The following is a 14,228-nucleotide window of genomic DNA, read 5'->3' as shown; positions in this document are numbered from 1 at the left end:
CCGGTATGAAGGACTGTGTCAGGGCCGCCAGTCGGAGCCGATCCGGACGGGCAAGCCGGTCGCGACGGATTTCACCGCTGCTTCCGCGATCCGTTGCGCTTCCAGACCGTCGCGGATCGTCGCCAGCGGTTTTGTGCCGGTCCGGATCAGGTCGATGAACGCGGACATCTCGGCGCGATAGGCCGTCGAGAAGCGCTCGATGAAATAGTTCATCGGCGGGGAGGCTCTGAATCCATCGGCATCGGCGATGAGGACCCCGCGCTGCGGGCGGTTCTCGACATAGAGCACTTCATAAGCACAGAGCGCTTCGAGGCGCTGGTCGTAACCAAAGGGAGCACGGCGGCAGTTGATCATCTGGACGAAGCGCCCTGAGGTAGATGTCAGCGTGACCATGGCTGTATCAATATCGCCGGCTGCGCCGATCTCGGGGTCGATGAGGCAATTGCCGACGGCGTAGACCGTCACGATCTCCTCACCCAGCAGGTAGCGCGCCATGTCGAAGTCATGGATCGCCTGATCCCTGAACATGCCGCCGGATCGCTCGACATAGGTACGGGGAGGGGGTGCGGGATCGCGCGTGTGCATGACGATGTGTTCCAGCGGTCCCGCAGTGCCCTCCGCAATCCGATCCCGCACGAAGCGGAAATCGGGATCGTAGCGGCGCTGGAAGGCCAGCAGGCACGGCACACCCGAGCGCTCCACCGCGTCCGTAACCGTCTCGACCGTCGCAAAATCGAGGCTAACAGGCTTTTCGCAGAAGATGGCCATGCCGGCACGCGCGGCCTCGATCAGCAGAGCGGCATGCGTGTCCGTCGAACTCGCGATGACGACACCGTCAATCGACGGATCGGCGAAGACCTGCGCAGCCTCGACGATGTCGGCGCCGACTTTTTCCGCAAGCTCCGAGCGCACCTCACTCTCGATGGGATCGACAAGATAGCGTACCCGAACAGAGGGCAGGCTTGCAGCGTTCGTCGCATGCACATGCCCGATGCGCCCTGCACCGAAGACGGCGAGATGTATCATGGCGATCCTCCCGATCCACGCGAGCCGTTTTCGGCCTCGTTCGTTGTCGGCAGTCTAGCGCGGTGCTAATGAGGGGATACGTCGATCTTGATGAGATCTCCTCAAACGGAGTGCGCCGTGGGCAAGCCGACATCGCGAGATCTCGCCATCGCAGCCGGGGTATCGCTGGCCACGGTCGATCGTGTCCTCAACGGGCGCGGCGGCGTGAGCCCGGACAAGGAGCGGCGTGTTCTCGAACAGGCGAGACGGCTGAAGATCAACCGCGTGATCGACCCGCGCGCTGCGCGGACGCTGCGTGTCGCCGTTCTCCTTCAGTCGCGCGCAAATCCGTTCCATGCGGCCGTGCAGGATGGTTTCGAGGGAGCGACGCGGCTCTACCCTCAATATAACCTGCAGTTTCAGGTTCATCACATCGACCCGGTTCGACCCGCCGCCACCGTGGCGCTGATCCAGGCTCTGGGCGGGCATTGCGACGCACTGATCATCGTGAGTTCCCAGAACGAGGATGTCGCGAGCGCCCTTAGAGCGTGGGGCGGGCAGGGGAAACCCGTCATGACGCTTGCCACCGACATTCGCAACGCGGATCGCATCGCCTATATCGGGCCCGACAACCGGAAGGCAGGACGGGTCGCCGGAGATCTGATGGCGCGCCTGATGGGCAGGCAAGGCGGCGAGATCGTGATCATCTCCGGCATGCTGAGCATGATCGGCCATGAGGAGCGCGAGATGGGCTTCCGCGCCGTGTTGCGCGAACGCTTTCCGCAGTGCCGGGTAACGGACGTGCTTGAGAGCCTGGAACGCGCGGAAACGGCCGGCGATCTCGTCTTCGACGCCCTGCGCAGAAATCCTCAGATCCGCGGCATCTACAACGCTTCCGCCGGTGCCCAGACGGTCGTAACGGCGCTCAAGACACTCGGACGCGCCGACGAGGTCGTTTTCATCACGCACGAACTGACCGACGACCGTCGCCAGCTCATTCGCCAAGGCCTCATCGATGTCATCATCGACCAACGACCCGAACTCGAAGTGCAAACCGCCGTCCAGGCACTGGCGTCCTATTTCGGCAGAAACGACCATCCCCCGGTATCCCTCGTGACACCGATCGATATCTACATGATCGAGAATGCGTAGAGGCGATAATGCCAAGCGCAACGTTTCCTGAAAGCGCCTTCGATCTCATACCTAATAGCGGCAACGATCGGCGCCTCACATCCTCTCAAGGCGGCGGACTTGAAATGGCCTGTGACTAAGCGCGGAACTTGCACCTCTTTCGGCGCCGAAGCATGATCGCAGCGAGCGTGCGCTAACCTGCTAACCGAATTGACCTTTCGGCAGAATGCCTAGGGTCACCGTTCGACGCCTGTAGTGGGGTCAAAGACCGCGCCGAAACACAGACATAATTACAAGTCTCTGTGCGCTCACGCCCCCGCAACCAAAACACACCACAGATTAAAACAAACATACCAATACCCCCGCGCCGTAAAAGCCGGGGGTTTTGGTGTTTCTGGCGGGCGCGTGACCCGGGGGATGGGATGGCGTGACATCTGGCTGGGTGAAGCACCGCAGGCTCGGCCGGTAGGGGCACTTCCCATGGGGCTGGAGGAATCCATCTTGACGCCGGTTGATCCGCGATAGACCCCTAGTGCGGATAGGCGATTGCGTAGCCGAAGCTGTAGGTGTCTTCGGCTCTGCCATAAAGTTGGGGGAGCGTCAGTGTGTGGCGTTCGATCCGGGCGTTTGGTCCCGTATTTCGGTCGAGCCAATCGCTCAGGTCCGACGGCATGGGCGGAGGGGTGCGGCCTTTTCGTTCACGCCAGACGAGGACGATGGGGTGCTCCTGGGTCAAGGTGAATGATGGCGCGAACTGAGGGTAGGTGAGGGCGGCTGCGGGGACGTCCGGTCGCTGCAGGTGCAGGTTGCCGGCGACGTGCGTTTCCTCGGCGACGAAGAGCGACGGGCTTGAGGCACGAGCGTCGATGTCGCGCGAGAGGCCTTCGAACGGCGCGTTGATGTACTGGTACTCGCCGGTCAGTCCGGCCGTGGTGATGCGCAGGAGCAGGATCGTCGGGATCGCGACCATGAAGAGGATGGCGAGGCGGAAGAACCCCTCCATTGCGTCCGGCCGGTCGGCTCCGGCGGCCTCGATCTTCAGGCAGAGATAGAGCGGGAAGACGAGCGTGTAGGGGCTGAGCCAGCGGTCGCGGATGCTGTCCACTCCGCCGAAGAGGATGATGAGGAGCAGGGCCACAGCGATAATGATGAAGATGCGCTCGACCAGTCGCATCCAGTTGCTCTCCGCCTTGATGGCAGCTCGAAGGGGTCTGCGAAACGTCAGCGAGAAGCAGAGGAGCGTCAGCGCCACGCAGCCGAGAATGGCCACGAGGTAGGACCCGATCCCCATCGAGATCGCTTTGAAATAGCTCGTGTCCGAGGTCATCTTGGCAAGCGTGGTGCTGGTCGCGGCCTCCATATTGTGCAGGAACCAGACGGCGTGCGGCAGGACGATGAGCGCGGCTGTCGCCATCGTCGCGAGGATGCGGACATCGAGCACGTAACGGCGGACGTCACGGTCGAGCAACATGGCGAGGCAGGCCGCGACCGGGAGCAGGACGATATTGTATTTCGATATGACGCCGAGGCCAATGGCGACCCCGGTCAGCACGTAACCCGGCAGGCTCGGGTGGCGGACGGTCCGCACCAGCGCATAAAAGAACAGTGCTACCGAGAAGAAGGCGGCGACGGTATGGGTCAGATCCCGTTGCGACTCGAAGCCGAGCTGGGGAAGGGTGAGCAGGCCGAGCGTTGCCACCACCGCCAGCGCGCGATTTTGCAGGAGCTGCCGCGCCGTCATCCACGTCAGGAGATAGGTCGCCAGCAGCAGCCCGTTCTTGAGGATGGACAAGGCGGCGCGCGAGACACCGAAGATCTCGAAGACGAGGTTCTGTAGCCAATTGTAGAGCGGCGGCTGCCCGTCATAGCCCAGCGCCAGGAACTGCGAGACGAAGACCTGCTGCGCTTCGTCATGCTCCAGCGTCGTCGGCAGGACCAGCCGAACGAGGACGTGCAGGGCGAAATAGGCCGTGAGGACGAGGGGAAAAATCGCGAGGGGCGATCGGTCGGCGGCGAGCAGGCGGGTCAGCGGGCGCATGGACGACGGACATCGACGGTGGGCCCCAGCAGGAAAGGACCGGGTCCCCGGTGAAAAGGCGGTCGTTCGCTCAACGGTGTCCGGCCCCCTGACAACAGCGGTTTTCGCTGACATGTGCAATCTGGAGTGTGCCAATAATGGCTATCCGGTATAGATCGGTCGTCCTCGGGTCAAGGCCTTTGCCGCTGGCCAGAGAGCATGGATGTTCGCCCGAAAGTGACGGGTGATCTCACAGGCACATGGGCTTATTGGGTCGCACGATGGAGGGACGCCTCCAGCGGACGCGAGCGTGCCCCGTATGGCGCCTCATGGGCGCCATGCAGGGTTCTTGATCGCGCCTTCACGCCGACAGGACGTCCTCGATGCGGATCGGGAATTTGCGCACGCGCTTGCCGGTCGCGTGCCAGACGGCGTTGGCGATGGCGCCGACCGTGCCTGTGATGCCGATTTCGCCGACGCCCTTGACCCCGATCGGGTTGACGATCGCGTCGTCCTCGGGAACGAGGATCGCCTCCAGCGGGGGTACGTCCGCATTGACCGGCACGTGGTACTCGGCAAGATCGGCGTTCATGATCCGCCCCGTCCGTTTGTCCGTCACCGCCTCTTCATGCAGCGCGAAGGAGAGGCCCCAGATCATGCCGCCGAAATATTGGCTCTGGACCAGCCTGGGGTTGATGACACGGCCGGCCGCGAAGGCGCCGATGAGGCGCGTCGTGCGGATCTGGCCGAGGTCGGGGTCGATCTTCACCTCCGCGAAGACGGCGCCGTGGGAATAAAGTGCATGTGTGGAAGCCACGTCCGGGTCGCGGGCGGATTTCGCCGTTCCCACGATATCCGAACGGCCAGCGCGGGCGAGGATATCTCCATAGCTCTCGCTCCGATCCTCGTCGTCCCGACGATGGAGCCGTCCGCCACGGGCGGTGACCCCGATATTCCCCGCGCCAAAAAGCGGCGATGCCGGATCGTTGACGGCAAGGTCCGAAAGTTGGGCGATCGCATCGCCGCCGGCCTGGTTGAGGGCAAGGCCGGCGCTCGCCGTGTGGCCCGATCCGCCGGCAATGCCGGCATCGGGCAATGTCGAAAGACCGGAATGGAACTCGACCTGATCGATATCGAGCCCCAATGCCTCGGCTGCGATCTGGGCGAGTGCGGTCCAGGCCCCCTGGCCCATGTCGGCCGCCCCGGTTTCCACCAGGGCCGTGCCGTCGGCGCGCAGTGTTGCCCGCGCTTCCGCCGGAAAATGCGGACAGTGGAAAACGGCCGTACCCATGCCCCAACCGACCAGAAGACCGTTCTCGTCCCGCATCTGGCCCGCCGAAAGCGGGCGGCGCGACCAGCCGAAGCGGGCGGCACCCTCGGCATAGCAGGTTCGCAGTGCCTTGGACGAAAAGGGCTTGTTCGTGCCGGGCTCCGTCTCCGCATAGTTCTTCAAGCGGAATTCGAGCGGGTCCATGCCGCAGGCTTCCGCCGCTTCGTCGATGGCGACTTCGAGGGCCGCCGAGCCGGATGCTTCCCCCGGCGCGCGCATGGGGCCCGGCGTGCCGGTGTCGAGCCGCAGACCTTCATGCTCGACGAGGATCGCGGGACTTGCGTAAAGCGGCAGCGATGCGTTGGCAGCGGGTTCGAGGAAGTCGTCGAAAGCCGAGGTCGCGGATATCGACCGGTGATGCAGAGCCGTCAGTTGGCCGTCGCTTTCCATGCCCATGCGCAGCCTCTGCCATGTCTGGCCGCGATGGCCGACGGGGCCGTACATCTGGGCGCGGGTCAGCGCCAGCTTGACCGGCCGCTTCAGCATGCGGGCGGCGAGGATCGCGAGAATCTGCGGGCCGTTGATGATCGCCTTCGATCCGAAACCGCCGCCGAGAAAGGGCGAGCGGATCGTCACGTTTTCAACGGGAATGCCGAAGAAGGCGGCATAGGTTGCGCAGCTCAGGGCCAATGCCTGGTTCGGCATGTCGAGGACGACGTGATCGCCGTCCCATTCCGCCACCACGGCATGGGGCTCCATGGCATTGTGGTACTGCGGCGGCGTTTCATATTCGGCCTCCATGGTGATGGCGGCTTTCGAGAAGCCGGCCTCGATATCGCCAAAGGCCGTCATCGGCGCCCCGCCGACGCCGACGCCCGGAGGGTCGAAGCGCAGTCCGGTGTCCAGGCCGACACGCGCCGGTTTGACATCATATTGCGGATCGAGCAGGGCAGCGCCTTCGGTTGCGGCTTCCAGCGTTTCGGCGATCACCAGCGCGATCGGCTGGTTGGCATAGCGCACGCCGTCGTCCTGCAGCACTTCGACGCGGAAGCCGAAGGGCGGCATCTTCTCGTCGGGATCGTGGAACAGCGGCGGTCGGTTGGCCGACGTCAGCACCTCGATCACGCCGGGATGCGCCTTGGCGGCGTCGATGTTCATGGAGCGGACACGTCCGCGAGCGATCCGGCTGACGGCGGTGACGGCGAACACCATGCCTTCCGGATGATTGTCGGCGGCATAGGTCGCGCGTCCGGTGACCTTCAGAATGCCGTCACGGCGGGTCAGCGGCTGGCCGGCATTGGAGCCGTAGCGGCTGGTGGCGGCTTTCGGTTCGGACGGTGTTCTCTGGAGCGAGGATGGTTCAGGCGACATGAAAATCTCCCTTCGGTGCGGGGGCGTGCTGTTCCGGGAACGGCGATGCGGGGAGGGCCGGCATGACCTTCGGCGTGCCTGCGGACGCCAGCGTCAGGGCACGGACGAGGATGCGATGCGCAAGCGTGATCTTGAACGCGTTGTCGCCGGAGGGACGGGCGTCCGCGAGTGCAGCCGTCGCGGCCGTCTCGAAGGTCTCCCGGTTCGCGCGCTGCCCGACGAGGGCGGCCTCGGCGGCGTGCGCCCGCCAGGGCTTGGCCGCGACGGCGCCGAGCGCAATCCGTGACGACCGGATCGTGTCGCCGTCCATGTCGAGCATGGCGGCGGCGGACACGACTGCGAAGGCGTAGGACGTGCGTTCGCGCAGCTTCATGTAGCGGGCATGGCCGGCGAAGGCTGCAGCCTCCGGCAGGCGAAGGCCGGTGATGAGGTCACCCGCTGCAAGGACGGATTCCGTTGCGCTGATCGCGTCCGGTAGCCGGTGCAGAGCCTCGATCGGAAGGTCCCGACGGCCCGCAGCGCCTTCGATCTCGACCACGGCATCAAGGGCGGCCAGGGGCACGCAGAAGTCGGAGGGATGGGTGGCGATGCATTGCTCGGTCCAGCCGAGAACGGCATGAAGGCGGTTTTCGCCCTGCAGCGCATCGCAGCCGGAGCCGGGTTCCCGCCGGTTGCAGGCGCTCGCGGTGTCCTGGAAATAGGCGCAGCGCGTTCGTTGCAGAAGATTGCCGCCGACCGTCGCCGCATTGCGCAATTGCGCGGAGGCCCCTGACAGAAGAGCTTCGGCCACGGCGGGATAGGCGGCGGCGAAGCGGGCGTCGTAGGCCAGGTCGGAGTTGCGCACCAGGGCACCGATGCGCACGCCGCCGTCCGGCAGCCACTCGATACGATCGAGGCCCGGAAGCCGGCTAATATCGATGACGCGTTCCGGACGCGTCACGCCGATCTTCATCAGGTCGAGAAGGTTCGTACCGGCCGCGAGATAGACCGATCCGAGAACGGCTGCGGCGGTGATCGCCTCGGCGAGGCTTGCCGGGCGAAGGAAATCGAAGCGGTTCATGCGGCGTTCCTTCCGTCTTCAGGCACGCCGGCGGGCTGTGCGTCATTCTTCGCAGAGAGGGCATGGCCCGCTTCCAGCACGGCCTGGGTGATGCCCTGATAGGCGCCGCATCGACAGATATTGCCGCTCATCAGTTCGCGGACGCGTTCGAGATCGTTTCCGGCATGGCCTTCGGACAGGAGGCCCACCGCGCTCATGATCTGGCCCGGCGTGCAGTAGCCGCATTGCAGGCCATCGCAGGCGATGAATGCGGCCTGCACGGGATGAAGCTCGGTGCCGTCGGCAAGGCCTTCGATGGTGGTGACCGTGCTGCCGTCGAGGCTTGCGGCGAGCGTCAGACAGGCATTGATGCGTCGCCCGTCGAGCAGAACGGTGCAGGCGCCGCACTGGCCGCGATCGCAGCCCTTCTTGGTGCCGGTGAGGTGCAGCCGCTCGCGCAGGAGGTCGAGCAGCGTCACGCGCGGATCGTCAAGCGCGATGCTGTTGGACTGACCATTGACGGTGAGGCTGATGGAGAAAGGCATGGGATGCTCCAGTCAGGATTGTGGTGTATGAAACAGGAACCGCAGGCGCGGTGGACGCTTTAACGAAACGGTCGGAACGGCTTGAACCGTCGCATGAGGATCGAGCGCATCGAGGTCGGCTATTCGGTCAAGGCACACTTCGATGTGAAGCGCAGTATACGGAGGGTGCCTCCGTTTAGCAATACCCGTTCGAAAAGGGCGGATTCGTAAATGTCAGGCGACGAATAGACAGATGGACCAGGAACACGCGAAAGCAAGGCGCAAGCCGCGCGCAGATGCGGTTCGCAACCGCGAGCGCCTGCTGGAAGCGGCAACTGCCGTTTTCCGGCTGGGTGGCGCTCAGGCGAGCCTTGAGGCCGTCGCGACGGAAGCCGGCGTCGGCATCGGCACGCTTTATCGGCATTTTCCGACGCGCGAGGCCCTGTTCGATGCGGTCTATCGGCATGAGGTGGATCTTCTTGCCGATCTCGCGCAGGAGCTCGTAGCGGACGCCGATCCTGTCGCTGCGCTCAAGGCCTGGCTGCAGGCCAATGTCCGCCTCGTCGCGACCAAGAAGGGGATGATCGAGGGGCTTCAGCTTGCGGTCGTCGGCTCGACCGAGCTCAAGGCCTATTCCTACGAGCGCATGGTCGGCGCCATCGGCCTTCTCCTTGATCGGGCGGCGGCGGCGGATATGATCCGGGACGACGTGTCCCCGGACGAACTCCTGCGAACCCTGCTTGGCATCTTCTACAGCCACGGGCCAACCGACTGGCAGCCGACGGCGCTCCGCATGGTCGATGTGTTCGTCGACGGGTTGCGAAAACGCTGATGGATCGACCGATCGCCGTGTGATCGGCCTCTGTGCGCAGGCCGGATTTCGGGCTATTCCAGCCAGACCCTCCTCCTTTGCGATTCGACATCATGCCCGTCTCCCAGTCTCCCTTTCGCGGTGTCGTCATCGCGTTTATCGCCTATGCCGTGTTCGCCTTCAGCGATGCCTCGGTCAAACTCGTCGATGGCGCCGTTCCCGCCTATCAGGTCGCCTTTGCCGGCGCCGTCTTCGGGCTGGTCATCCTGCCTTTCATCAAGGCGCGGGGAGACTCCTGGCTCGACGTGTTTCGAACCTCCAATCGCACGCTCTGGCTGCTGCGTTTTGCCTGCGGCGCCATCGGCTCCATCGCGTCGATCATCACGTTCACGAAACTGCCGATGGCCGAAGCCTTCTGCCTTCTCTTTCTGCTGCCGTCCTTCGTCACGATCCTGTCCGTCATCTTCCTCAAGGAGGATGTGCGCTGGCAGCGCTGGACGGCCGTCATCGTCGGCTTCGTCGGCGTGCTCATCGTGCTTAGGCCCGGATTTCGCGAGCTTTCGGTCGGACACCTTGCCGCCGCCATCGGCGGCCTCAGCGCCGCAATTGCCATCGTCGTCCTCAGGGGCATGGGACCGACGGAGAAGCGCATGTCGCTTTATGGTGCGGGTCTTCTCGGCACGCTGGTCGTCAGCGGGCTTCTCATGGTGTCGGATATCGCCGTTCCGACGCCGATGGAATGGGCCTTCATCGCTAGCTACGGCATTCTTGGCGCCGTCGGAAATGCGCTGCTGATGACGGCGGCCCGCCTGGCGCCGGCCAATCTCGTGGCGCCACCGCAATACAGCCAGATGATCTGGGCCATTCTGTTTGGCTATTTCATCTTCGACGACGCGATCGACCTGCCCATGGCAGGTGGTATCGCGCTCATCATCTTTTCCGGACTGCTCACCCTGATGCGCGAGCGCAAGCGCGGCACCCCGCTGCCCTCCGCCGTCGTTTCGCCGGATGCCCAGGCATCGCTCGCGATGGCGGAACCCGAGCCCAATGCCAAGGTCTGACGCCCCCGAAGTGTCGCCTTTGTGATCGCCGTCCGTCCCTGGGATCAGGGTTGGGTCTGGTTTGCCTTACGCTCCGCCCTACCTCCAGTCTACGGGCCGCGCAATGCCATGTCGCGGTACTTTCACCAGAACATGGAGCACGACATGCTACACCAAGGCGACCTCGATCTCTCCCGGAGGGACCTGCTGATGGCCTCCGCTGCAACTGTCGCGGTCAGCGGCGTTGCCTCGTCGGCACGCGCGCAGGCCCAGGCCCAGGCTCAGACTCAGGCCCCGGCCAGCGCAAAGGCAGCCGGCATGCCGGCCGGCGAGACCTCCAGCGTGTCGTTCAAGGTCAACGGCGAGAACCGGACCCTGACGCTCGACAACCGGACGACGCTGCTCGATGCGCTGCGGGAGCATCTGCAGCTGACGGGCACGAAGAAAGGCTGCGATCACGGCCAGTGCGGCGCGTGCACGGTGATGGTGGATGGACGCCGGATCAATTCCTGCCTGTCGCTTGCCATCATGCATGAAGGCGACGAGGTCGTGACGATCGAGGGTCTGGGCGAGCCCGGCAAGCTTCATCCGATGCAGGCCGCCTTCGTCAAGCATGACGGGTACCAGTGCGGCTACTGCACGCCCGGTCAGATCTGTTCGTCGGTCGCCGTGCTCGAAGAGATCAAGGCCGGCATTCCGAGCCATGTGACGGGCGATCTGACCGCCAAGACCGAGTTCAGCCTCGAGGAGATCCGCGAACGGATGAGCGGCAACATCTGTCGATGCGGGGCCTACTCCAACATCGTCGACGCCATTGCGGACGTCGCGGGGAGGCCGGCATGAAGTCCTTTACCTATGAGCGTGCGACGTCGGTGGAGGCGGCAGCCAAGGCGGCGGCCAGCCATGAGGCCACCCGGTTCATCGCCGGCGGAACCAATCTTCTCGACCTGATGAAGCTCGAAATCGAAACACCGACCCACCTGATCGACGTCAACACGCTGGGGCTCGACACGATCGAGGCGACGCCCGAGGGCGGTCTGAGGGTCGGAGCGTTGGTGCGCAACACCGAGCTTGCGGCCGACGAGCGGGTGCGGCGCGATTACGGCCTCCTGTCGCGTGCGCTTCTCGCCGGGGCTTCGGGGCAGCTTCGCAACAAGGCGACCACGGCGGGCAATCTTCTGCAGCGCACGCGCTGTCCCTATTTCTACGACACCAACCAGCCCTGCAACAAGCGGCAGCCGGGCAGCGGCTGTTCCGCCATCGCCGGCTTCAGCCGCCAGCTCGGCATCGTCGGCGTCAGCGCCTCCTGCATTGCGACGCATCCGAGCGATATGGCGATCGCCATGCGGGCGCTCGATGCAGTGGTCGAGACCGTTGGTGCGGATGGCGCCAAGCGCAGCATCCCGATCGCCGACTTCCACCTTTTGCCGGGCGACACGCCGCATATCGAAACGGCGCTGAAGAAGGGCGAGATCATCACCGCCGTCGTGCTTCCGAAGCCGATCGGTGGGAAGCAGATCTACCGGAAGGTTCGCGATCGCGCATCCTACGCGTTCGCGCTGATCTCGGTCGGCGCGGTGATCCAGCCGGACGGAACCGGCCGCGTCGCGGTGGGCGGGGTGGCGCACAAGCCGTGGCGTCTCGATACGGCGGACGAGGAACTGCCGAGCGGTGCCGGCCGGGTAACGCGCCGCCTGCTGCTCGATGCCCAGCCGACGGAACACAATGCCTACAAGGTGAAGCTGGTCGAGCGGACGCTTGGCGCCGTCCTTGCCGAAGCGAAGGGTTGAGACCATGAAGTTCGACACACCTGCGACACAGAATCCGATCGACCGCATGACGGTCGTCGGTAAGCCGATCGAGCGCATCGATGGTCAGCTGAAGACGACCGGCCGCGCGAAATATGCCTATGAGTGGCACGATGACGGCTTGCCCTATGCCTATGGTTATCCCCTCGGTGCCGCGATCGCCAAGGGCCGCATCCGTTCGATGGACGTGGCTGCGGCCAGCCGCGCGCCGGGCGTCATCAAGATCGTGACCAGCGACAGCATGCCGGATCTGAAGAGAGCCAAGCGCAATACGGCAAAGCTCTTCGGCGGTACCGAGATCAACCATTATCACCAGGCCATCGCCGTCGTGATCGCCGAAACCTTCGAGCAGGCCCGGGCCGCAGCCCACCTGATCAAGGTGGAATACGAAGAAGCGAAAGGCGCGTTCGATCTCGAGGCGTCGATGGACGGTGCCATCACGCCCAAGGACGGTGAGCCGGATTCGGCGGCAGGCGATTTCGCGCCGGCCTTCGAGGCGGCGGCGGTGCAGCTCGATCAGACCTATACGACGCCCGACCAGTCGCATGCGATGATGGAGCCGCATGCGTCCATCGCTGCATGGGACGGCGATGCGCTGACCGTCTGGACATCGAGCCAGATGGTCGACTGGTGGCGGTCGGATCTCGCCACCGCACTCGATATGGACAAGGAGAAGATCCACATCATGTCGCCGTTCATTGGCGGCGGGTTCGGGTCGAAGCTGTTCCTGCGCGCAGACGCGGTTCTCGCCGCGCTGGCCGCGCGTGCGGTGGGTCGCCCGGTGAAGGTCGCGCTGCCCCGGCCGTTCCTGATGAACAACACGACGCATCGGCCAGCCACCATCCAGCGCATCCGGATCGGTGCCGGGCAGGACGGCAAGATCACCGCGATCGCGCATGAGAGCTGGTCGGGCGACCTCAAAGGCGGTGGGCCGGAGGCGGCGGTGCAGCAGACACGGCTTCTGTATGCCGGCGCCAACCGGATGACGGCGACGCGGCTGGCCGTGCTCGATCTGCCCGAGGGCAATGCCATGCGCGCGCCGGGCGAGGCCCCCGGCCTGATGGCGCTCGAAGTCGCCATGGACGAAATGGCGGAGAAGCTCGGTCAGGATCCGGTTGCCTTCCGGATCCTCAACGATACGCAGGTCGATCCGGAAAAGCCGGAAAAGGCTTTCTCGCACCGCGATCTGATCGGCTGCATGAAGCTCGGGGCCGAACGCTTCGGCTGGGACAAGCGCAGTTCGCGTCCCGGTACGGTGCAGGACGGCGAATGGCTGGTCGGCATGGGCGTCGCAGCCGCCTTCCGCAACAATATGGTCATGGCATCCGGGGCACGCGTGAAGCTCGATCGCGAAGGCATCCTCACCGTCGAGACCGATATGACGGATATCGGCACGGGCAGCTACACGATCATCGCCCAGACGGCTGCGGAAATGCTCGGCCTGCCGCTCGACCGCGTTGCGGTCAATCTCGGCGACTCCCGCTTTCCGGTCTCGTCCGGTTCGGGTGGGCAGTGGGGCGGCAACAGCGCCACGGCAGGTGTCTATGCCGCCTGCGTCAAGATGCGGGACGCCATCGCCAAGGCGCTCGGCTTCAATGCGGACGGCATCGATTTTGCGGACGGCATGGTGATTTCGGGCGATCGGCGCGTGCCGCTGGGCGAGGCTGTCAAGGACGTGCCGCTTGTCGTCGAGGATACGATCGAATACGGCGATATCTCCGAGGAGAAGCAGCAATCGACCTTCGGCGCGCACTTCGTGGAGGTCGGCGTCAACATCGCGACCGGCGAACCGCGCATCCGCCGCATGCTCGCGGTATGCGCGGCCGGCCGTATTCTCAACCCGATGACGGCTCGCAGCCAAGTCATCGGCGCGATGACCATGGGCGTCGGCGGGGCTCTGTCCGAGGAGCTCGCCGTCGACAAGAAGCGCGGCTTCTTCGTCAACCATGATCTTGCGGGGTACGAGGTGCCGGTTCATGCCGACATTCCGCATCAGGAGGTCATTTTCATGGACGAGACAGATCCGATGTCCTCGCCGATGAAGGCGAAGGGTGTCGGCGAGCTGGGCCTCTGCGGCGTGGCGGCGGCGATCAACAACGCCGTCTACAATGCAACGGGCATCCGGGTCAGAAACTATCCCGTGACCCTCGACAAGCTGATCGGGGCTTTGCCTCAGCTCAGCTGAGGATCGGCACACGGAGCTTTGCTTTTG

11 protein-coding genes are annotated in these 14,228 nt (G+C 64.5%); 6 read left to right on the top strand and 5 right to left on the bottom strand.

What is annotated here, in order from left to right:
• Positions 1 to 18: 18 nt before the first annotated feature.
• On the bottom strand, positions 19 to 1,026 hold the full coding sequence (gene iolG, locus C8J36_RS15925; protein ID WP_132536263.1) for an inositol 2-dehydrogenase: 1,008 nt from the start codon (positions 1,024 to 1,026) through the stop codon (positions 19 to 21).
• Positions 1,027 to 1,143: 117 nt separating this feature from the next.
• Here iolG and C8J36_RS15920 point away from each other — a divergent pair, with 117 nt between their 5' ends.
• On the top strand, positions 1,144 to 2,157 hold the full coding sequence (locus C8J36_RS15920) for a LacI family DNA-binding transcriptional regulator (protein ID WP_245506583.1): 1,014 nt from the start codon (positions 1,144 to 1,146) through the stop codon (positions 2,155 to 2,157).
• Between the two features lie 508 nt (positions 2,158 to 2,665).
• Here the strand turns inward: C8J36_RS15920 and C8J36_RS15915 are convergent.
• The 4 genes from C8J36_RS15915 to C8J36_RS15900 form a co-directional block, all read right to left on the bottom strand.
• Positions 2,666 to 4,174 (bottom strand): glycosyltransferase family 39 protein, encoded by a 1,509-nt coding sequence (locus C8J36_RS15915; protein WP_165915075.1) that lies wholly within the window; start codon positions 4,172 to 4,174, stop codon positions 2,666 to 2,668.
• A 340-nt stretch (positions 4,175 to 4,514) separates the two neighbouring features.
• A complete protein-coding gene (locus tag C8J36_RS15910; RefSeq protein WP_132536257.1) occupies positions 4,515 to 6,794 on the bottom strand; it encodes a xanthine dehydrogenase family protein molybdopterin-binding subunit in 2,280 nt (759 codons plus the stop codon).
• The gene (locus tag C8J36_RS15905) at positions 6,784 to 7,854 is read right to left on the bottom strand and encodes a xanthine dehydrogenase family protein subunit M (protein ID WP_132536255.1); all 1,071 of its coding nucleotides are present in this window, start codon (positions 7,852 to 7,854) and stop codon (positions 6,784 to 6,786) included. Before C8J36_RS15905 ends, C8J36_RS15910 begins: the two co-directional genes overlap by 11 nt.
• Complete coding sequence (locus tag C8J36_RS15900) at positions 7,851 to 8,378, bottom strand: (2Fe-2S)-binding protein (protein ID WP_132536253.1); 528 nt, start codon at positions 8,376 to 8,378, stop codon at positions 7,851 to 7,853. The genes C8J36_RS15905 and C8J36_RS15900 overlap by 4 nt, the downstream gene beginning before the upstream one ends.
• Before the next feature lie 232 nt (positions 8,379 to 8,610).
• Between C8J36_RS15900 and C8J36_RS15895 the strand changes: the two genes are divergently transcribed.
• From C8J36_RS15895 to paoC, 5 genes are all read left to right on the top strand, one after another.
• Positions 8,611 to 9,189, top strand: coding sequence for a TetR family transcriptional regulator (locus C8J36_RS15895; protein WP_132536251.1), 579 nt, complete (start codon positions 8,611 to 8,613; stop codon positions 9,187 to 9,189).
• 92 nt (positions 9,190 to 9,281) lie between these two features.
• Positions 9,282 to 10,229 (top strand): DMT family transporter, encoded by a 948-nt coding sequence (locus tag C8J36_RS15890; RefSeq protein ID WP_132536249.1) that lies wholly within the window; start codon positions 9,282 to 9,284, stop codon positions 10,227 to 10,229.
• Positions 10,230 to 10,361: 132 nt separating this feature from the next.
• Complete coding sequence (paoA, locus tag C8J36_RS15885) at positions 10,362 to 11,051, top strand: aldehyde dehydrogenase iron-sulfur subunit PaoA (RefSeq protein WP_132536344.1); 690 nt, start codon at positions 10,362 to 10,364, stop codon at positions 11,049 to 11,051.
• On the top strand, positions 11,048 to 11,998 hold the full coding sequence (locus C8J36_RS15880; RefSeq protein ID WP_132536247.1) for a xanthine dehydrogenase family protein subunit M: 951 nt from the start codon (positions 11,048 to 11,050) through the stop codon (positions 11,996 to 11,998). The genes paoA and C8J36_RS15880 overlap by 4 nt, the downstream gene beginning before the upstream one ends.
• Positions 11,999 to 12,002: 4 nt before the next feature.
• Positions 12,003 to 14,201: an aldehyde oxidoreductase molybdenum-binding subunit PaoC gene (paoC, locus tag C8J36_RS15875; protein WP_132536245.1), complete on the top strand. Its 2,199-nt coding sequence runs from the start codon at positions 12,003 to 12,005 to the stop codon at positions 14,199 to 14,201.
• Positions 14,202 to 14,228: the final 27 nt, after the last annotated feature.

The organism is Rhizobium sp. PP-F2F-G48, from assembly GCF_004342335.1.
GTDB lineage: Bacteria > Pseudomonadota > Alphaproteobacteria > Rhizobiales > Rhizobiaceae > Ferranicluibacter.
The sequence above is the reverse complement of the archived record's forward strand: the minus strand, read 5'-3'. Positions and strand labels throughout refer to the sequence as shown.